Genomic DNA, 19,381 nt, shown 5'->3' on the forward strand with positions numbered 1-19,381 from the left:
CGCCTCCTTATTTCAGGGCATGACCCAGTGATTGCAGATAGGCCACCAGCGCATCCAGCTCGGTTTTGCCCTTGACGGCTTCGCCAGCACCCTGAATATCGGCGTCGGTATAGGGCACACCGAAGTGATCGCGGAACAGCGCCAGTTTTTTGCCGGTCATCTCGCCAGTCAGCACATTGGTATCAAGCCAGGGATAGGCGGGCATGTTGGATTCCGGTACCACATCGCGCGGGTTGATCAGGTGAACCTTGTGCCACTCGTCGGAGTACCGGCCACCGACACGGGCCAGATCCGGACCTGTACGCTTGGAACCCCACAGGAAGGGGTGTTCCCAGACGCTCTCACCGGCGACCGAGTAGTGACCGTAACGCTCGGTTTCGGCACGGAACGGACGGATCATCTGGCTGTGGCAGTTGGTGCAGCCTTCGCGAATGAAGATGTCGCGTCCTTCCATCTGCAGAGCGGTGTAGGGCTTGAGGCCCTCCACCGGCTCGGTGGTTTGCTTTTGGAAGAACAGCGGAGTGATTTCAACCAGGCCCCCCAGACTGATGGCGAAGATGATGCCGACCACCAGCATGGGAACGCTTTTTTCAAATATTTCGTGACGGTTATTGTTGCTCATGGGTTGACCTCTTCAATCATGCTGGCTGGGCGACAGGTTCCAGAGAACCTTTGGGCGCAGTGATGGTGCGATAGGCGTTGTAAGCCATCAGCAACATGCCGGTGACGAAGAAGCAGCCACCCAGGAAGCGCACGAAATAGAAGGGATAGGATGCCTGCAACGCTTCAACGAAGCTGTAGGTCAGGGTGCCGTCTTCGTTGACTGCACGCCACATCAGGCCCTGCATCACGCCGGAAATCCACATGGCAACGATGTAGAGCACGGTGCCCACGGTCGCCAGCCAGAAGTGAACGTTGATCAGCTTGACGCTGTACATCCTGCCCTGGCCGAACAAGTTCGGGATCAGGTGATAGACAGCACCGATGGAGACCATGGCAACCCAGCCCAGCGCACCGGAGTGAACGTGACCAACGGTCCAGTCGGTGTAGTGGGAGAGGGCGTTGACGGTTTTGATCGCCATCATCGGGCCTTCGAAGGTCGACATGCCGTAGAAAGAGAGGGAGACGATCAGGAAGCGCAGGATGGGGTCATAACGCAGTTTGTGCCAGGCACCGGAGAGGGTCATGATGCCGTTGATCATGCCGCCCCAGGAGGGTACGAACAGGATCAGGGACATCACCATGCCCAGCGACTGAGCCCAGTCAGGCAGTGCGGTGTAGTGCAGGTGGTGCGGACCGGCCCAGATATAGAGGGAGATCAGCGCCCAGAAGTGGACGATGGAGAGGCGATAGGAGTAAACCGGACGACCCGCCTGCTTGGGCACGAAGTAGTACATCATCCCCAGGAAGCCGGCGGTCAGCAGGAAGCCTACCGCGTTGTGGCCATACCACCACTGCACCATGGCGTCCATGGCGCCGGAGTACATGGAGTAGGACTTCATGCCGGAGAGGGGCACTTCCATGTTGTTGACAATGTGCAGCACCGCAACGGTGATGATGAAGGCGCCGAAGAACCAGTTCGCCACATAGATGTGGGAGGTGGTGCGCTTCATCAGTGTGCCGAAGAAGACGATGGCATAGGCGACCCATACCACAGTGATGGCGATATCAATCGGCCACTCCAGCTCGGCATACTCTTTGGCGGAGGTGTAACCCAGCGGCAGAGAGATGGCGGCAGAGAGGATGATTGCTTGCCAGCCCCAGAAGACGAAGGTTGCCAGCGGGCCACCAAACAGTCTGGTTTGACAGGTGCGCTGCACCACGTAAAACGAGGTGGCCATGAGTGCACTGACGCCGAAGGCGAAGATCACTGCGTTGGTATGGAGGGGCCGCAGACGACTGTAAGTCAGCCACGGGGTCTCGAAGTTGAGGGCAGGCCAGATCAACTGGGCTGCGATCAGTACGCCAACCGACATGCCGACAATTCCCCAGACAATCGTCATGACGGTAAACTGGCGAACAACGGTGTAGTTGTACTCAGGATGGTTAGTTGTATGGCTCATCGTTATATTCCGCTTCCGATGCTGCTGTTGTTTGGTTTTGTATCCGGAGAACCGGACTGGCTTCATCAGCCACCGCCGACCAGTTGTTAACATCTGTTAACGAAAGGAAAAGCAAAAGATGGCTAAATGAAAACTGCATGGGAATGATACTGAAGTGACAGGTAAAATAACAGTATAAACAGTGATATATTTGGCTCCGTCCGGTCTCGATATGGCAGTTTTTTACCTTGTTCGAGATCACAAAAAACTATTTTAATTGCATCTTAATCGGGCTGTTTTTGATGAAAGAGAGACTTACCGCACGTAAAGTTTTGCACCTCGTACTGGTATTGGCGCTGTTATTGGCGCTGATGGCCTATCGCACCTGGTTTTCGGTCGATAACAGCGTCTCTGCTGACCAGACAAAAGATCAGATTTGTGATCTTTCCCACACCCCTTGCAGCGCGCTGATTGGTGACAAGTCGCTGACGGTCGCCATCAAGGAATTACCGCTGCGCGCTGAACATGACTTTGTCATCGCTATTAGCGGCGGCGATCCGGCCATCAAACCGGTGAAAGCGACACTCGAAGGCAAAGATATGTTTATGGGCACCATTCCGGTGAACTTTGAACAAATAGACGGACAGTGGCAGGGGGTAACCCAGGTGGGGAGTTGTACATCACCCGTCATGATCTGGTTGTTAAATATCGAGTGGAGTAATGGTCAACGCCAGCAATTCGCGCTTTCCGTTGCCCGGGAATAACGGCGCAAGGAGCGGGGAGTGGAAAAAATATTTGAAATTTCCCGGCCAGGCGTTACCTTCCCCAAACCATCAGGGAGTGAAGTTCATTTAATCATGATTGAAAAACAACCATTTTATCGCACCCTCAACCAGCAGGCCAAGGCGCTGCTGGAGGGGGAAACCGATCTGATTGCCAATCTGGCCAACCTCTCCGCACTGCTGAATCAGGAGCTGGCGGAGATCAACTGGGTCGGTTTTTATCTGTTGCAGGGCGAGACCCTGGTATTGGGGCCATTTCAGGGCAAACCGGCCTGCGTGCGGATCCCGGTCGGCCGCGGGGTGTGTGGTACGGCAGTGGCAGAGGGGAGAACCCAGCTCATTGACGATGTCCACCAGTTCGATGGTCACATCGCTTGCGATGGCGCGAGCAACTCGGAAATCGTGATCCCGGTGCGCCGTGGTGGCGAGATCATCGGGGTACTCGATATCGATAGTCCGATTTTTAACCGTTTCAACCAGGAAGACCGGATTGGCCTCGAAGAAACGGTGCAAATTTTGGAAAGCATGCTCTAAGTCATTGCTAGATGGTTCGCAAAAGGCCCCAAGCTCTCTATAATGGGGCCTTTGTTGTGCTCGGGACGTGCCCGTGCGTTTATATGAAAGCCAAGGTTATACATGGAAAACACTGAGAAGCTGAAGAACAGTAAAGAGATCGTTGCCTACCTGGTCGAGAAATTCCCGGCCTGCTTCGTTGCTGAAGGAGAGGCCAAGCCGCTCAAGATTGGCATCTTCCAGGATTTGGCCGAGCGTCTTGCTGACGATGCCAGAGTCTCCAAGACCATGCTGCGTTCCGCACTGCGTCAATACACCTCCAGCTGGCGCTACCTGCACGGTCTCAAAGCTGGCCAGGCTCGCGTTGATCTGGATGGCAACCCGGGCGAGCTGCTGACCGAAGAGCACATCGAACACGCCAAGCAAGCTCTGAAAGAGAGCAAAGAGCGCGTATTCGCCAGCCGTCGTACCAATACCAAAGAGAAGGATGAGAAGGCCAAGAAGCCCCGTCGTCCTGCTGTGCGCAAAACCGAGAAAGCTGATGTAGCTGCCAAGCCGAAAGCTGCCGCCAAGGCACCGGTCGCTGACGCTCCGCTGGTTAAAGTGGATGCCGCTACGCTGAAAGTGGGCCAGGATGTGCGCGTCGTTATGGGTAAATTCCCGGTTCCGGCAACCATCAAGGAAGTAACCAAGGACGATGTACAGGTCCAACTGCAGACCGGCATGATGGTGCGGGTCAAATCAGAGCACTTGGTTCTCTAAGGAGACAAATGTTGAAGCATGGCGTAATTCGTTTTTCCCTCGTTGCCTGTAGCCTGGCGCTTGCCGGGCTTGCACAGGCCATCGAGCCGGTGCTCAAGGAGAGTGATTTGCCTGTGTTGGCTCAAGAGAGCCAACATGCTACGGCCAGCAAGCGAATTACCAATCTGTTTACCCGCTCGCACTACAAACAGTTCAAGCTGGACGATGCCTTTTCCTCCGTGATTTTCGATAAATATCTGGAGAATCTGGACTACAGCCGCAACCTGTTTTTGGCCTCTGATATCAGCCGTTTTGAAAAGTACCGTAACGGTTTTGACACCGACCTCGAAAGAGGCCGTCTGGCTCCCGCCTACGAGATGTTCAACCTGAGTCAGCAGCGGCGTTATGAGCGGTTCGAATACGCCCTCAAACTGCTTGATACTCCTTTCGATTTTACCCAGACCGACAACTATGTGTTTGATCGGGAAGGGGCGGCTTGGCCCAAAGATGAAGCAGAGCTCAACGAGCTGTGGCGTCAGCGGGTCAAGTTCGATGCCCTGAGCCTAAAGCTCAGCGGCAAGGAGTGGCCCGAGATCAAGGAGCTGCTTGGCAAGCGTTACAACAACGCCATCAAGCGGATGTCCCAGACCGAGAGCGAAGATGTCTTCCAGCTCTTCATGAACTCCTTCGCTCGCGCCATCGAACCACACACTAGTTACCTCTCCCCGCGCAGTGCCGATCGTTTCAACACCGAGATGAACCTCTCGCTGGAAGGGATCGGGGCCGTGTTACAGGCGGAAGATGACTTTACCGTCATCCGTTCTTTGGTGCCCGGTGGCCCGGCTGCCAAATCTAACCACCTCAAGCCCGATGACAAGATCACCGGGGTAGGGCAGGAAGATGGCAAGATTGTTGATGTGATCGGCTGGCGTCTCGATGACGTGGTCGAGCTCATCAAGGGGCCCAAGGGGAGCAAGGTCAAGCTTGAAATTCAGCGCGGCAAGGGCGCAACCGCCAAGACCGAGCAGATCGAGCTGACCCGCGACAAGGTGCGCCTTGAAGACAGAGCCGCCAAGTCCAAGGTGATTAACGCCGAAGGCAAGAAGATTGGTGTCATCGAGATCCCGAGTTTCTACGTCAATCTGCATGACGACGTGATCAAGGAGCTCTCCAGCCTCAACAAGCAGAAGATCGATGGTCTGATCATCGATCTGCGCGGTAACGGCGGCGGCGCCCTGACTGAAGCCTCTGCCCTGAGTGGTCTCTTCTTTGGCAGCGGTCCTGTTGTTCAGATCCGTGATCATATGGGTCGTATCACGGTCAACGGTGACGACGATGGCAACGTCTATTACGGCGGTCCCATGTCGGTGCTGATCGACAGATACAGTGCCTCGGCCTCCGAGATCTTCGCTGCCGCCATGCAGGATTATGGTCGAGCCCTGATCCTGGGTGAAAACTCGTTCGGCAAGGGGACGGTGCAGCAGCATCGCAGCCTCGCCAAGGTCTATGACTTCTACGAGCAGCCGCTGGGTCACGTGCAGTACACCATCGCCAAGTTCTACCGGATCAATGGTGGGAGTACCCAGAACAAGGGCGTTGCGCCGGATATCAGCTTCCCGACACCGGTTGCGCCGGAAGAGACGGGTGAAAGCCGTGAGTTCAATGCGCTGCCGTGGGACAAGATAGCCTCTGCCAACTATCAGACTCTGGGCAATTTCACTACTCTGCTGCCCAAGCTGCAGGCCGCCCACGATGCCCGCATCGCCAAGGATCCCGAGTTTGCCTACGTGATGCAGGATATTGCAGACTACAAGGTGGAGAAGGAGAAGAAGTCGGTCTCCCTCAACGAGGCGGAGCGTGTTGCAGAGCAGGCGAAACAGGATGAGAAAGCGCTCAAACGTACCAACGAGCGTCTGGCACGTCTTGGCAAGCCGGCGGTGAAGAGTCTGGATGAACTGCCCGCTGATTTTGAAGCGCCCGATGAGTATCTCATCGAAGCGGCCAATATCACGGCGGATCTGGCCAAGGTCAGCAAACGCAGCTGACAAGGCGACCTCCAATGTACAAGGGCGACTGCGGTCGCCCTTTCTTTTTGTCTGGCGTATCTGACGTAATGCAAATTGTTTGACCCCGCCAGTTGGTTGTGACAGCCTCTTTCTCGCCTTTAACAAGCGTGGAAGCAGACAATAATGACCGATCACCCCCAGGCCATGACGGCCAAATATCGCCAGGATTATCAGGCGCCGCTCTACTGGATCGACACCATCGACCTCGATTTCCAACTGCAGGAGCCGCTGACCCAGGTCACCGCCATCACCCGCATTCGTCGTAACGGCGAGCACAATGCGCCGCTCGTCCTCGATGGTGAACAGCTGACTCTCAAGAGCGTTGCCATTGATGGCATTCCCTGTGACCACTACGAGCAAGGCGAGAGCAGTCTGACCCTGTTCAACCTGCCTGCCGAATGTGTACTGACCATCGTCACCCTGCTGGATCCGGCCGCCAACACCGCGCTGGAAGGGCTTTACAAATCGGGTGATGCCTACTGTACCCAGTGCGAAGCCGAAGGGTTTCGCCGCATTACCTATTATCTGGACCGCCCCGACATTCTGGCGCGCTACAGCACCCGCATTACTGCCGACAAAGCCCAGTTCCCCTTCCTGCTCTCCAATGGCAACAAGGTCGACAGCGGTGATCTGGATGGCGGCCGTCACTTCGTGCAGTGGCAGGATCCTTTCCCCAAACCCAGCTACCTGTTTGCGCTGGTGGCCGGTGATTTCGATGTGGAGCGCAGCCACTACACCACCAAGAGCGGCCGCAAGGTGGCCCTCGAGATCTTCGTCGACAAGGGCAACCTCGATCGCGCCGGTTTTGCCATGGAGAGCCTCATCAACTCCATGCGCTGGGACGAGCAGCGTTTCGGCCTCGAGTATGATCTCGACATCTACATGATCGTTGCGGTGGACTTCTTCAACATGGGCGCCATGGAGAACAAGGGGCTCAACATCTTCAACTCCAAGTTCGTGCTGGCCAATCCGGCCACCGCTACCGATGGCGACTACCACGGTATCGAACGGGTGATCGGTCACGAATATTTTCACAACTGGACCGGCAACCGCGTCACCTGTCGAGACTGGTTCCAGCTCAGCCTGAAAGAGGGGCTGACGGTATTCCGGGATCAGGAGTTCTCCTCCGATCTGGGCTCCCGTGGCGTCAACCGCATCAACAACGTGCGTACCGTGCGCGGCCCGCAGTTTGCGGAAGATGCCGGCCCCATGGCACACCCGATCCGCCCGGATGTGGTGATCGAGATGAACAACTTCTACACCCTGACCGTCTATGAGAAGGGGTCGGAAGTGATCCGCATGATGCACACCCTGCTGGGGGAAGATGCCTTCCAGGCCGGTATGCGTCTCTACTTCGAGCGTCACGACGGCTCGGCCGCTACTTGCGATGATTTCGTGCAGGCGATGGAGGATGCTTCCGGTGTCGATCTTGGCCGTTTCCGCCGCTGGTACAGCCAGTCAGGCACCCCCGAACTGACCGTGACCGACGAGTACGATGCCGCCAGCGGCATCTATCGCCTTCATGTGAGCCAGCACACCCCGCCGACTCAGGATCAGCCGCAGAAGCTGCCGCTGCATATCCCCCTCGACATCGAGCTTTATGACGAGCAGGGTGCCGTCATCCCGTTGCAGTATCAGGGAAAGGCTATCGGCAACGTGCTCGATGTGCTGGAAGCGGAGCAGACCTTCGAATTTGATCGGGTGCCGGTCAAGCCGGTTCCCTCCCTGCTGCGGGACTTCTCTGCGCCGGTCAAGCTGCACTATGACTACAGCGACGAAGCGCTCGCCTTTCTGATGCGCTTTGCCCGCAACGAGTTTGCCCGCTGGGATGCGGCCCAGATGCTGATCAACAAAGCGGTCTTCGACGGGGTGGCACGGGTGCAGCACGGGCAGGGGGTTGAGCTCTCCCAAACCCTGCTGGCCGCCTTCGTCGCTATTCTGGACGACAGCGATCTCGATTTGGCCCTCAAGGCGGAGATCCTGGCGCTGCCCAGTGAGGCGACCCTGGCCGAGCTGTTCGAGGTGGCCGATATCGATGCCATCCATCAGGTGCGCGACGCGATCCACACCCGTCTTGCCGAGGCCTTTGGCACGCGCTTGGCGGCGACCTATCAGAGCCTGCGTCTGAACGGTTATCAGGTGGTGCACGCCGACATGGCCAAGCGGGCTCTTAAAGGGGTGGTGCTGGGCTATCTGGCTGCGCTGGATGCGGAGCATGCCGATGCGCTGGTGCGCGAGCAGTACGCAACCGCCGACAACATGACCGACACCCTGGCGGCGCTGCAGGTGGCCAACGGCTATCTGTTGCCATGCCGCGCCGCGCTGCTGGCCGATTTCGAGGGCAAGTGGGCCAAGGATGGACTGGTGCTGGACAACTGGCTGCGGCTGATTGGCAGCAAACCGGCTGCCGATGTACTGAGCGAAGTGAAACAGGCGATGAGTCACCCCACTTTCAGCATTCGCAACCCGAACCGGCTGCGGGCGCTGATCGGCAGTTTTGCCATGAGCAATCAGGTGCAGTTCCATGCGGTGGATGGCAGCGGTTACCGCTTCCTGACCGATCTGCTGATCGAGCTCAACGAGGTCAATCCGCAGGTGGCCTCCCGCCTTATCACTCCGCTTATCCAGTTCAAGCGACTGGATGAGGCGCGCAAGGCCCTGATCCGCGCCGAGCTGACCCGTCTTGCCAACCTTGAGGGGCTGGCAAGGGATCTGTTCGAGAAGGTCAGCAAGGCGCTGCAGCAGTAAGTGTCGACGGGGCAGGGGCGATAACGCTCTTGCCCCACATTGATGTGCCGTGTGATCAGGAGCAAGCGTGAAGCAGTTTACTTTTCGGCTCTCATTGAGCAGTGACGAGGTGATGCTGATGTATCAGGGCCATGCCAGACGGCTGGTGGTGCGCAGCGAACAGGGGTTGACCCTGGAGCTTGGCATAGAAAAAATACGCCCCTTTGTCGCCATCAATGGTGTGCATGGCTACTTTCGGCTGAAAACCCAGGACGATTACCGCTTTATCAGTCTCGAACGCATAAATTAACAAAAATCGAACAGATTACCGACTGTTTATCTGCTTTGCGTCACTATCTATCCGGTAAACTGGCACAAAGGTAGTGGGAATTTCTGTATTTTTGGTTATTTGCAAAATTTCTCACAGTTTAAGCCGTGATCTGCACCTTGTTTTTAACATCTCGTTAGCACCTTTCCTCGCCTTCCCTTATCCAAGCCATTACACTTCGCAACAACTCTGCACCAGCGGGTAACCAGGGTGGTTGCCTCTGCGTCGGTGGTTAATGTCGTCCGATAAGGAATATAAAAATGGCATTGAAAGACGCCCCTACCTCAGTTCTGCTCGAAAACGTTCTCAGCCTGATCCATCAAAAGTTGCCCAAAAACAGCGCCTCTCTGGTCGAGCGCTTCGTTGCCAAGTTCTACGGCAACATGGCGAGTTCCGACCTGCACGATCGTAATGACAGCGATCTCTACGGTGCGGCCCTGAGCCTGTGGAATGCCCTCAATCAGCGCAGCGGTACTGATCCCTACATCCGGGTCTACAATCCCGAGCTGACCCGTCACGGCTGGCAATCGCCCCATACCATCGTCGAGGTGATCCTGCAGGACTCCCCCTTCCTGGTCGACTCCATCCGGATGGCGCTCAAGCGACTCAATATCACCGCCCACATGATGCTGCACCAACCGCTGCACCTCATTCGTGGAGCGGATGGCAAGATTGACGCCATTCTGGAGCTCGGCAATACCGACGGGCAGACCTCGGTTGAAACGGCCTTCCTTATCGAGATCGATCACCTCACCAGCGAGGAGCAGATGGCCGCGCTGGCTACCGAGCTCAACTCGGTGGCAGGTGAAGTGGCACTGGCAGTCGGCGACTGGCAGCCCATGCTGGCCAAGCTCAATGAGATCATTGACGAACTGCCCAAGCGCAAGCACCCGGTCAGCAAGGAGGAGGTGGCCTCCTGCGTTGCTTTCCTCAAATGGGTGGCTGCCCACAACTTCACCCTGATGGGTTATCGCCGTTACGACGTCAAGGCGGTGGAGGGGGATCACGAGATCCTGCCGCAGGCGAGCTCCAGCCTGGGGCTGATGAAAAACTCCATCAAGGAGGTGGGTCAGCGCCTTGGCAACATGCCAGCCAGCGCCCGTCACGCCGCTCTGAGTTCTGATCTGCTGATCCTCACCAAATCCAACAGCAAGTCCCGGGTGCACCGTCCGGCTTATGTGGATTACATTGGCATCAAGCGCTTTGACGAGCATGGCAAGGTGATCGGGGAAGATCGCTTCATCGGTCTCTACGCCTCTTCCATCTACAACACCAGCGCGACCCAGATCCCGCTCATCAGCCATCGACTCGAGCGCATCATGGCCGCCTCCGGTCACGAGAAGGGCTCCCACGCCTACAAGGCGCTGCTCAACGTGCTGGAAACCTATCCCCGTGACGAGCTGATCCAGGCCCGTGAAGAGGAACTACTGGCTACCGGCCTTGGCGTACTGGAGATGCAGGAGCGGGACATGCTTCGGCTATTCGTGCGCCGGGATGTCTATGGTCGTTTCTTCTCTTGCATGGTCTATGTCACCAAGGAGCGCTACAACACGGCGCTGCGGATCAAGACCCAGCAAATTTTGCAGAAATATTTTGGCAGCAATGAAGAGGTGGAGTTCAACGTCTACTTCACCGAAGGCGTGCTGGCGCGGACCCACTACATAGTGCGGGTCAACAACAATAACGTGGATGTGGATGTGAACGAAGTACAGAACAACCTGATTGAAGCGGCCCGCAGCTGGGACGACAGACTCGACTCCGTGCTGCTTTCCCACTATGGCGAAGCCCGTGGCAATGAGTTGCGCCGCCGTTTCAGCACTGCCTTCCCTCGCGCTTACAAGGAAGATGTGCTGCCGGGCTCGGCCGTGGCCGACATCATGGCGCTCGATAACCTGAGCGAAGCCGAGCCACTCGGCATGCTGTTCTACCGCGCGCAGGAGGAGGAGAACGATCGTCGGGTACGGCTCAAGTTGTTCCATCGCACCGAGCCCATTCACCTCTCCGATGTACTGCCGATGCTGGAAAACATGGGACTGCGGGTGATCGGTGAGACCCCGTATCAGGTACGCACTCCGGGTGGCGATCTGTTCTGGATCCTCGACTTCTCCATGTTGCTGCACGGCGAGCAGCCCTTTGATCTGGCCCAGAGTCAGCAACGCTTCCAGCAAGCCTTTGCCGCCATCTGGAACAAGCAGCTGGAAGATGACGGCTTCAACCGGCTGGTGCTGGGGGCGGGTCTCACCGGCCGTCAGGTGTCGGTGCTGCGCGCCTATGCCAAATACATGCGCCAGACCGGCGTCTCCTTCAGCCAGTCCTATATCGAAGAGACTCTGACCCGCTACCCGGATATTGCCCAATTGCTGTTCACCCTGTTCGAACAGCGCCTCGATCCGGCCGGCAAGCAGGACGCCAAGGTACAGGCCAAGTTGCACGAGGAGCTGGCCGCCAAGCTGGATCAGGTGGCCAACCTGGATGACGATCGCATCATCCGCCGCTATGTGGAGATGATTGACGCTACCCTGCGCACCAACTACTACCAGCTGGACAAGGCGGGCAACATCAAGCCCTACATCTCCTTCAAACTGGCGCCGTCCAGCATCACCGACATGCCACTGCCGCTGCCGAAATTCGAGATCTTCGTCTACTCGCCGCGGGTGGAAGGGGTACATTTGCGCTGGGGTAAAGTGGCTCGTGGCGGTCTGCGCTGGTCCGATCGCAAAGAGGACTTCCGCACCGAAGTGCTGGGTCTGGTGAAAGCCCAGCAGGTGAAGAACACCGTCATTGTGCCGGTGGGGGCCAAGGGCGGTTTCTACTGCAAACAGATGCCGGTGGGGGCGCCTCGCGCCGTTATCCAGGAGGAGGGCAAGGCCTGTTATCGCCTGTTTATCCGCGGTCTGCTCGATGTGACTGACAACATCATCGGCGGCGAGGTGATCCCGCCCAAATCCGTGGTGCGTCACGATGAGGATGACTACTACCTGGTGGTCGCTGCCGACAAGGGCACAGCCACATTCTCCGACATCGCCAACGAAATAAGCCTCGAATATGGCCACTGGCTCGGCGATGCATTCGCCTCCGGCGGCTCGGTCGGTTACGACCACAAGAAGATGGGTATCACCGCCCGCGGCGCCTGGGAGTCGGTCAAGCGTCACTTCCGTGAAATTGGCGTCAACTGCCAGACCACCGACTTCACTTGCGTGGGGATTGGGGACATGGCGGGCGACGTGTTCGGCAACGGCATGCTGCTCTCCGAGCACACCCGGCTGGTGGGCGCGTTCAACCACATGCACATCTTCGTTGACCCCACTCCGGATGCGGCCAAGAGTTTTGTCGAGCGCCAGCGCCTGTTCGATCTGCCGGGCTCCAGCTGGGATGACTACAACCGCGAGCTGATATCACAAGGGGGCGGTATCTTCCTGCGCTCGGCCAAGTCCATCAAGCTGAGCCCCGAGATGCAGACCCTGCTCGGCACCGACAAGACCAGCATGGCGCCGAACGAGCTGATCAAGGCGCTGATTTGCCTCAATGTAGACCTGCTGTGGAATGGCGGCATCGGCACCTATGTGAAGAGCGCCCGCGAGAGCGATGCCGAGGTGGGCGATCGCAGTAACGATGCTCTGCGGGTCAATGGTCGCGATCTGCGGGCCCGCATCGTGGGTGAGGGGGGCAACCTCGGCTTTACCCAGCTCGGTCGGGTGGAGTACGCCAGTCAGGGCGGTCGCATCAATACCGATTTTACCGACAACGTGGGCGGGGTGGACTGCTCTGACAACGAGGTGAACATCAAGATCCTGCTCAACCAATTGGTGGCGGCAGGGGATCTGACGCTCAAGCAGCGTAACCAGATGCTGTATGAGATGACCGACGACGTGGCGCAGATCGTGATCACCAACGCCTATCGCCAGTCCCAGTCCATCTCGGTCACCAGCTTCCGCGGCTCTGAACAACTGAAAGAGCAGCAGCGCTTTATTCAGGGGCTGGAGCGGGAAGGCAAGCTCGATCGTGCGCTGGAGTTCCTGCCATCCGATGAGGAGCTTTCCGAGCGGATGGCGGCAGGGCAGGGACTGACCCGCCCCGAACTGGCAGTGCTGGTGGCCTACGGCAAGATGGTGCTGAAAGAGCAGCTCAACTGCCCGGAAGTGACCGACGAGCCCTTCCTCGCTAACATGCTGGTCACCAGCTTCCCGGCCAAGGTGCAGCAGCAGTTTGGTGCACAGCTGGCCGATCACCCGCTACGCGGCGAGATCATCGCTACCCGGGTGGCCAACATGTTGGTCAATGACATGGGGCTCAACTTCGCCAGCCGGATGAAGGACGAGACCGGAGCCTCGGTGGCGGAAGTGGCCTGCTGCTTTGCCATGGCCCGCGAAGTGTTTGGCATGAACCAGCTGTGGCGCGATATCGAAGGGTGCGACAACCTGGTGGATGCCCAGACTCAGCTCGAACTGATGTTCTACAGCCGCCGCATTGTGCGCCGAGCCACCCGCTGGTTCCTGCGTGCTCGCAATCGCAGCTGGAGTATCAGCGAGAACATCGCCTTCTTCCGCCCGGCGTTCGAAACCTTAGGGAAGCACCTCTACGAGGTCATGGATGAGAGCGAAGTGGCCGAGCATCGTCAGGCTGTCGCCAAGTGGATGGAGAAACAGGTGCCGGAGGCCATTGCCCGTCAGGTCGCCCATATGAGCAGCCTCTTCTCCAGCCTGGATCTGGCGCAAATTGCCGCGGAGCACAAGACCGATATCCTGCGCGCCGCAAATGTTTACTATCGCCTCGGGGCCAAGCTTGATCTGCACTGGTTCCTCGACCAGATCAACCATCAGCCGGTCGGCAACCACTGGCAGGCGATGGCGCGTGCCTCCTTCCGCGAAGATCTTGACTGGCAGCAACGCAGTCTCACTTCTGTGGTACTGGAAGGGTGCAAAGATCAGGGAGAATGCGCTACCATACTGGCCGACTGGATTTCGGAGCATGAGCAACTCTTGTCCCGTTGGACCCACATGTTGGCCGACTTCAAGACCACCAGTACCCACGAGTTCGCCAAGTTCTCGGTGGCCTTGCGAGAGTTGAACCTGCTCCAGTTGAATTGTCGGGCACTTTAATTGCCAGATTAAGGCATGACACCGACATTACACCTAAAGCCCCGGCCAGTTGCCGGGGCTTTCTTTAAGGAGCAAAGATGTTGTACCCCATCGCCAGGCATTTCCTGTTCAAACTCAATCCGGAACAGGCTCACGATCTCTCCATGAAATATTTGCCCCGCCTTCTCGGTACGCCACTCGATTGTTTCTTCCGCCAGAATTTGCCGAAACGCCCCGTCACTGTCATGGGGCTTTCTTTTGCCAATCCGGTGGGATTGGCGGCCGGTCTGGATAAAGATGGTGAGTGCATTGACGCGCTGGGCGCCATGGGATTTGGTTTTATCGAAGTCGGTACCGTCACCCCCAGACCCCAAAGCGGTAATGACAAGCCGCGCCTGTTCCGGGTTATTCCGGCAGAGGGGATCATCAACCGGATGGGATTCAACAACAAGGGGGTGGATCATCTGGTGGCCAAGGTAAAAGAGGCCAAATATCAGGGAGTCATCGGCATTAATATCGGCAAAAACAAAGACACTCCCATCGAACAGGGCAAGGATGATTACCTGATCTGCATGGACAAGGTTTATGATCATGCCGGTTATATTGCCGTCAATATCTCTTCCCCCAACACCCCGGGTTTGCGTTCACTGCAATATGGCGAGGCGCTGGATGAATTGCTGGCCGCCCTCAAGGTGCGTCAGCAAGAGCTGGCCGCCCAATATAAAAAGTATGTGCCGCTGGCGGTTAAAATTGCCCCGGATTTAAGCCTTGAAGAAATAGATCAGGTGGCCGCGTCGCTGGTACGGAATGGTATTGATGGGGTTATCGCCACCAATACCACCCTCGAGCGCGAGATGATTTATGACATGCCCCACGCCGGTGAAGCGGGTGGCTTGAGCGGTCGTCCGCTGCAGCACAAGAGTACCGAGGTGATCCGTCATCTGGCCAAGGCGCTCAATGGTGCTCTGCCAATTATCGGTGTGGGTGGTATTGATAGTGCCATGGCCGCCCGTGAAAAATTGGCCGCCGGTGCCAGTCTGGTACAAATTTATAGCGGCTTTATTTATAAAGGGCCGGGGTTGGTCAAAGAGATTGTGACCAATATTTAAGAAATAGATGGCGGAGCCCTTTATTTGACGTTGCTGATTTCCTGCATATGGAATAAAGTCAACTGGTAATTATCAAGTAAGGGCTCCAACATGTTTATCCAACCGACCGATAGCTGGCAATGGCACTATGATGCCCAGAGTGACCGTCTGATGTTGGACCTGTCTGATAACATGTTATTTGCGACCGAGTATAAAGGGCGACAATTGGTGCCCAGTTCGTTTGCAGCCCAGCCTTTTTGTGTCGATGATGCCGCCCTCTATTATCAGTTGATGGATAAAGCAGCCGAACTTGAGTGGAGTATTCCCCATCAGGTTCAGTTGGTGCTTAATGCCATCGCGGTCAGTCGCTTTTATAAACCCCTGATGCCGCAAAGCTGGTTTTTTAGTGAACAACATCCGCAAGTGATCCCGCAAAACGGTGATCTGGTCCTGATGAATACACCCCATGGTAACGGCGAATTTATGGTCATTGAGGCAGGGGAGCAGGCCAGCGTCTGTTTGAACCTCACAGCCGATCTGGTATTGACCACCAGTAAAACTCTGCCGCGTTTCGGGGTGATCAAGGTGATGAATAACCGGATGAAGCCGCGTATTACCGTGACCGAGCAATATCGTCAGGTCAGTTGATATCTTTTCACCAATCTTTTTATCTCTGTGATTACACCGCTGCCTCTTTTTACTGTTGTCACCTCAATCGCGCCTCGTTTCTGATACTTCATTGATCCGCGTACATATTGCCCATTCTCATTGATCTTCATGGTTGTGATCCAGCCTCTCTTGAGGCTTGTTACATCCACTTGCACCTTGTGTTCTAACCCACGCAGTATCTTGGTCTTCCGTGCTGCAAGCATGGTGTCTTCCTCTTGTTTCGTTCTGCTTGCGTAGTGTCTCCCCCTAACTATCAACACATCACTCACTGCAGCGATGTTCTTCATACGACATTTTTTGCTTGAAACGAGAGCTATTCTCACTTACATTTTGTTATAACATAACAAAATGGAGTTGCCATGAAGTCTCATATTCACCCGGATTATCGTTTGGTGCTGTTCCATGACACGGCGGCAGATGCCTTTTTCCTGGTCGGTTCAACCATCAAGAGCGATCGCCGCTATACGTGGCAAGACGGGAAGGAGTATCCCTATGTATCGCTCGATGTTTCCAGCCAGTCGCACTCGTTTTATACCGGCAAGCAGAAGCAGGTTTCTAGTGAGGGAAGTGTTGCCCGTTTCAACAAGCGTTTTGGCGCATTTTCAAGCAAGAAGGAGTCCTGAATGCAGGTCGTCTGTTCACTCAAATCCGCACGGGCGCGTCATCCCGATTGTCAGTTGGTGCGCCGCCGCGGCAAATTGTTCGTGATTTGCAGAAGCAATCCCCGTTTCAAGGCTCGCATGAAGTGAGCCGCTAAATGATGTCTGGCCCCATGATCTCGCCATCGGGTAGTCATGGGGCCTTTTACCTTTATCGCCCCATATCAATCTGTTTCCATCCTGCTGTTTGCGCCGACTTTTGCATGCTCCAGTCCGCCTGATGAGGTATAATGCGGCACTATTTTTATGGGTTCCCCGTGAGCGTGATGAAAGAATTTTTTGCAACCTGCCCCAAGGGGCTGGAAAACCTGTTGGCCGATGAGCTGACCAATCTTGGCGCAGAGCAGGTCCGTGAGACCGTGGCTGGCGTCCATTTCAAAGGCGAATTGGCGATTGGCTACAAGGCCTGCCTGTGGAGCCGTTTTGCCTCCCGCATCGTGCTGGTGCTGTCTGAATTCCAGATGAACGATGATCTGGATCTCTATCTGGGCGCCCACACAATCCCCTGGGAAGAGCACTTCTCCGGTACCGCTACCATCGCGGTGGACTTTACCGGTACCAACCCTGCCATTCGCAATACCCAATATGGCGCGCTGAAAATCAAGGATGCCATCGTCGACCGCTTCACCAAGCGCGGTCACGTGCGTCCGGACGTGGACAAGAAGTCGCCGGATATTCGCATCATGGCGCACCTGGGCAAAGGCAAGGCCAATATCACGCTGGACTTGTCAGGCCCGGCGTTGCATCAGCGTTTCTATCGTCAGGGCACCGGTGAAGCTCCGCTCAAAGAAAACCTAGCCTGCGCCATGATTGCCCGTAGTGGCTGGGCCGGTGAGCCCATGATGGACCCGATGTGCGGTTCCGGTACGCTGCTGATCGAAGCGGCCTTTATCGCCGCCGACATGGCGCCGGCGCTGCGTCGCGAGCGCTTCGGTTTCGATCGCTGGCTGCAGCATGATAGCGAGCTGTGGCAGAGCCTGATGATGGAAGCACAAGTACGTGCCAAACGCGGCATGCAGCGTTGCGAAGTAAAACTGTTTGGTTGTGATGCCGACCAGCGCGTGCTCCTCAAAGCCCGTGATAACGCCAAAGCGGCAGGTGTGGCGCACCTCATCACCTTCAAGCAAGCCGATGTCACCAAGCTGGAAAACCCGCTGCCGATGCCTGCCCCTGTTGAAGGGGAAGAAGGTCAAGGGGAGGCCCGCAAGGTCGGTATGCTCATTTCCAACCCGCCTTATGGCGAGCGTCTTGGCGAATTTCCGGCGCTGCTGGAAGTGCACCAGGCGCTGGGCGATGCTCTGCGTCGTAGCTTCCAGGGTTGGAAAGTCTCCATTCTGTCCGCATCGCCCGAGCTGCTGAGCTGTCTGCGCCTGCGCGCCGACAAGCAGTATCGCCTGTTCAACGGTGCTCTCGAGTGTCAGCTGCGCAATTATCAAATCGCACTGGACTCCGTGGCCTCGCAAAAAGAGGTGGCACAGGACTTTGCCAACCGTCTGCGCAAGAATCTGAAGGCGCTCGAGAAGTGGGCCAAGAAAGAGAATCTCGACTGCTACCGTCTCTACGACGCCGACCTGCCTGAGTACAACGCCGCCATCGACCGTTATCAGGACTATCTGGTGGTGCAGGAGTACGCGGCGCCCAAGGATATTCCTGCCCAGAAGACCCGTCAGCGTCTGCTCGACATGGTGCAAGCCGCCATCAAGGTGACCGGGATGGACGGCGAGAAGGTGATCCTGAAAGTACGCGAGCGTCAGGAGGGCAAGCAGCAGTACCAGAAGCTATCCGAAGAGCAGCACCGGATGGAAGTGCAGGAGTATGGTGCCCGTCTGTGGGTCAACCTCTACGACTACCTCGATACCGGTCTGTTCCTCGACCATCGTCAGACCCGCCGCATGCTGGGTCAGATGGCCAAGGGCAAGCGCTTCCTGAACCTCTTTGCCTACACCGGCAGTGCCACCGTGCACGCGGGTCTTGGCGGTGCCAGCGAGACCACCACAGTGGATATGTCGCGCACTTACCTCAACTGGGCACAGGACAACATGCGCCTCAACTCGCTGGTGGGCCGTCAGCACAAGTTCGTGCAGGCTGACTGCCTGAAGTGGCTGTCTGAAGCGGACGAGCAGTACGACCTCATCTTCATCGATCCGCCCACCTTCTCCAACTCCAAGCGGATGGATGAGAGCTTCGATGTGCAGCGCGATCACCTGCTGCTCATGCAGCACCTGAAGCGGTTGCTGGCTGCTGGTGGCACCTTGGTGTTCTCCAACAACAAGCGCCACTTCAAGATGGATCTGGCCGGTCTCGAGGCCATCGGTCTCAAAGCGCAGAACATCACCGGCAAGACCCGGCCCAAGGATTTCGAGCGCAACCAGCACATCCACAACTGCTGGATCATCACCCATGCGGAGGCTGAGGCTTGATGCTGACCCTGTTTCACACCGACGGTTGCCACCTGTGTGAGCAAGCTTGGGCGCTGGTGGAGGAGGCGGGGGCAAGCGATGTGACCCGCCGCTGCGACATCATGGACGATGCCAGCTGGCTTGAGGCCTATCGGGTGCGTATTCCGGTGCTGCGGGACGAGGCTGGCCGCGAGCTGGGCTGGCCCTTCACGCTGGTGGAGCTCAAAGGCTGGCTCGCTCGTCAGGGTTGATTTGTGATTTGACGATGAAACGGGATCAGACCCAGTCT

At 56.8% G+C, this 19,381-nt stretch carries 16 protein-coding genes; 13 read left to right on the forward strand and 3 right to left on the reverse strand.

Annotated features, from left to right (window positions below; translation table 11 throughout):
• Window positions 1–7: 7 nt before the first annotated feature.
• Both ccoO and ccoN read right to left on the reverse strand, forming a co-directional pair.
• Window positions 8–622, reverse strand: coding sequence for a cytochrome-c oxidase, cbb3-type subunit II (ccoO, locus tag G5380_RS02550; RefSeq protein WP_021230095.1), 615 nt, complete (start codon window positions 620–622; stop codon window positions 8–10).
• A gap of 16 nt (window positions 623–638) precedes the next feature.
• A complete protein-coding gene (gene ccoN / locus G5380_RS02555) occupies window positions 639–2,063 on the reverse strand; it encodes a cytochrome-c oxidase, cbb3-type subunit I (RefSeq protein WP_005336616.1) in 1,425 nt (474 codons plus the stop codon).
• Between the two features lie 281 nt (window positions 2,064–2,344).
• Between ccoN and G5380_RS02560 the strand changes: the two genes are divergently transcribed.
• From G5380_RS02560 to G5380_RS02600, 9 genes are all read left to right on the forward strand, one after another.
• Window positions 2,345–2,806 carry a hypothetical protein gene (locus G5380_RS02560; protein ID WP_421352326.1) on the forward strand — a complete coding sequence of 154 codons (462 nt, stop codon included), beginning with the start codon at window positions 2,345–2,347 and terminating at the stop codon, window positions 2,804–2,806.
• Window positions 2,807–2,899: 93 nt separating this feature from the next.
• Window positions 2,900–3,358: a GAF domain-containing protein gene (locus tag G5380_RS02565; RefSeq protein WP_216978778.1), complete on the forward strand. Its 459-nt coding sequence runs from the start codon at window positions 2,900–2,902 to the stop codon at window positions 3,356–3,358.
• A gap of 102 nt (window positions 3,359–3,460) precedes the next feature.
• Window positions 3,461–4,099 carry an RNA chaperone ProQ gene (gene proQ, locus G5380_RS02570; protein ID WP_005351923.1) on the forward strand — a complete coding sequence of 213 codons (639 nt, stop codon included), beginning with the start codon at window positions 3,461–3,463 and terminating at the stop codon, window positions 4,097–4,099.
• A gap of 8 nt (window positions 4,100–4,107) precedes the next feature.
• Window positions 4,108–6,123, forward strand: coding sequence for a carboxy terminal-processing peptidase (gene prc, locus G5380_RS02575; protein WP_216978779.1), 2,016 nt, complete (start codon window positions 4,108–4,110; stop codon window positions 6,121–6,123).
• A 144-nt stretch (window positions 6,124–6,267) separates the two neighbouring features.
• Window positions 6,268–8,892 (forward strand): aminopeptidase N, encoded by a 2,625-nt coding sequence (pepN, locus tag G5380_RS02580; RefSeq protein ID WP_421352327.1) that lies wholly within the window; start codon window positions 6,268–6,270, stop codon window positions 8,890–8,892.
• Between the two features lie 67 nt (window positions 8,893–8,959).
• Window positions 8,960–9,181 carry a DUF2835 domain-containing protein gene (locus tag G5380_RS02585; protein ID WP_033136823.1) on the forward strand — a complete coding sequence of 74 codons (222 nt, stop codon included), beginning with the start codon at window positions 8,960–8,962 and terminating at the stop codon, window positions 9,179–9,181.
• A 278-nt stretch (window positions 9,182–9,459) separates the two neighbouring features.
• Window positions 9,460–14,298, forward strand: coding sequence for an NAD-glutamate dehydrogenase (locus G5380_RS02590; RefSeq protein ID WP_421209047.1), 4,839 nt, complete (start codon window positions 9,460–9,462; stop codon window positions 14,296–14,298).
• 77 nt (window positions 14,299–14,375) lie between these two features.
• Window positions 14,376–15,386 (forward strand): quinone-dependent dihydroorotate dehydrogenase, encoded by a 1,011-nt coding sequence (pyrD, locus tag G5380_RS02595; RefSeq protein WP_005336601.1) that lies wholly within the window; start codon window positions 14,376–14,378, stop codon window positions 15,384–15,386.
• Between the two features lie 90 nt (window positions 15,387–15,476).
• Window positions 15,477–16,013, forward strand: coding sequence for a cell division protein ZapC (locus G5380_RS02600; protein WP_270656823.1), 537 nt, complete (start codon window positions 15,477–15,479; stop codon window positions 16,011–16,013).
• Here the strand turns inward: G5380_RS02600 and G5380_RS02605 are convergent.
• Complete coding sequence (locus G5380_RS02605; protein ID WP_254204265.1) at window positions 16,001–16,321, reverse strand: hypothetical protein; 321 nt, start codon at window positions 16,319–16,321, stop codon at window positions 16,001–16,003. The genes G5380_RS02600 and G5380_RS02605 overlap by 13 nt on opposite strands.
• Window positions 16,322–16,393: 72 nt before the next feature.
• Here G5380_RS02605 and G5380_RS02610 point away from each other — a divergent pair, with 72 nt between their 5' ends.
• From G5380_RS02610 to G5380_RS02625, 4 genes are all read left to right on the forward strand, one after another.
• Window positions 16,394–16,657 (forward strand): type B 50S ribosomal protein L31, encoded by a 264-nt coding sequence (locus G5380_RS02610; protein WP_042055007.1) that lies wholly within the window; start codon window positions 16,394–16,396, stop codon window positions 16,655–16,657.
• Window positions 16,658–16,783, forward strand: a complete 126-nt coding sequence (gene ykgO, locus G5380_RS02615; protein WP_123173069.1) for a type B 50S ribosomal protein L36 — start codon at window positions 16,658–16,660, stop codon at window positions 16,781–16,783.
• A 140-nt stretch (window positions 16,784–16,923) separates the two neighbouring features.
• On the forward strand, window positions 16,924–19,113 hold the full coding sequence (gene rlmKL, locus G5380_RS02620) for a bifunctional 23S rRNA (guanine(2069)-N(7))-methyltransferase RlmK/23S rRNA (guanine(2445)-N(2))-methyltransferase RlmL (RefSeq protein WP_421209046.1): 2,190 nt from the start codon (window positions 16,924–16,926) through the stop codon (window positions 19,111–19,113).
• Window positions 19,113–19,343: a glutaredoxin family protein gene (locus G5380_RS02625; protein ID WP_201951089.1), complete on the forward strand. Its 231-nt coding sequence runs from the start codon at window positions 19,113–19,115 to the stop codon at window positions 19,341–19,343. Before rlmKL ends, G5380_RS02625 begins: the two co-directional genes overlap by 1 nt.
• The last annotated feature ends 38 nt before the right edge of the window (window positions 19,344–19,381 follow it).

The sequence above is a fragment of the Aeromonas sp. 604443 genome (assembly GCF_049170315.1).
GTDB lineage: Bacteria > Pseudomonadota > Gammaproteobacteria > Enterobacterales > Aeromonadaceae > Aeromonas > Aeromonas veronii_A.

Bases quoted from the DNA above. Each gene is read 5' to 3' on its own strand.
- ccoO (WP_021230095.1), bottom strand. From the start codon at position 622: ATGAGCAACAATAACCGTCACGAAATATTTGAAAAAAGCGTTCCCATG.
- ccoN (WP_005336616.1), bottom strand. From the start codon at position 2,063: ATGAGCCATACAACTAACCATCCTGAGTACAACTACACCGTTGTTCGC.
- G5380_RS02560 (WP_421352326.1), top strand. From the start codon at position 2,345: ATGAAAGAGAGACTTACCGCACGTAAAGTTTTGCACCTCGTACTGGTA.
- G5380_RS02565 (WP_216978778.1), top strand. From the start codon at position 2,900: ATGATTGAAAAACAACCATTTTATCGCACCCTCAACCAGCAGGCCAAG.
- proQ (WP_005351923.1), top strand. From the start codon at position 3,461: ATGGAAAACACTGAGAAGCTGAAGAACAGTAAAGAGATCGTTGCCTAC.
- prc (WP_216978779.1), top strand. From the start codon at position 4,108: ATGTTGAAGCATGGCGTAATTCGTTTTTCCCTCGTTGCCTGTAGCCTG.
- pepN (WP_421352327.1), top strand. From the start codon at position 6,268: ATGACCGATCACCCCCAGGCCATGACGGCCAAATATCGCCAGGATTAT.
- G5380_RS02590 (WP_421209047.1), top strand. From the start codon at position 9,460: ATGGCATTGAAAGACGCCCCTACCTCAGTTCTGCTCGAAAACGTTCTC.
- pyrD (WP_005336601.1), top strand. From the start codon at position 14,376: ATGTTGTACCCCATCGCCAGGCATTTCCTGTTCAAACTCAATCCGGAA.
- G5380_RS02600 (WP_270656823.1), top strand. From the start codon at position 15,477: ATGTTTATCCAACCGACCGATAGCTGGCAATGGCACTATGATGCCCAG.
- G5380_RS02605 (WP_254204265.1), bottom strand. From the start codon at position 16,321: ATGAAGAACATCGCTGCAGTGAGTGATGTGTTGATAGTTAGGGGGAGA.
- G5380_RS02610 (WP_042055007.1), top strand. From the start codon at position 16,394: ATGAAGTCTCATATTCACCCGGATTATCGTTTGGTGCTGTTCCATGAC.
- ykgO (WP_123173069.1), top strand. From the start codon at position 16,658: ATGCAGGTCGTCTGTTCACTCAAATCCGCACGGGCGCGTCATCCCGAT.
- rlmKL (WP_421209046.1), top strand. From the start codon at position 16,924: ATGCGGCACTATTTTTATGGGTTCCCCGTGAGCGTGATGAAAGAATTT.
- G5380_RS02625 (WP_201951089.1), top strand. From the start codon at position 19,113: ATGCTGACCCTGTTTCACACCGACGGTTGCCACCTGTGTGAGCAAGCT.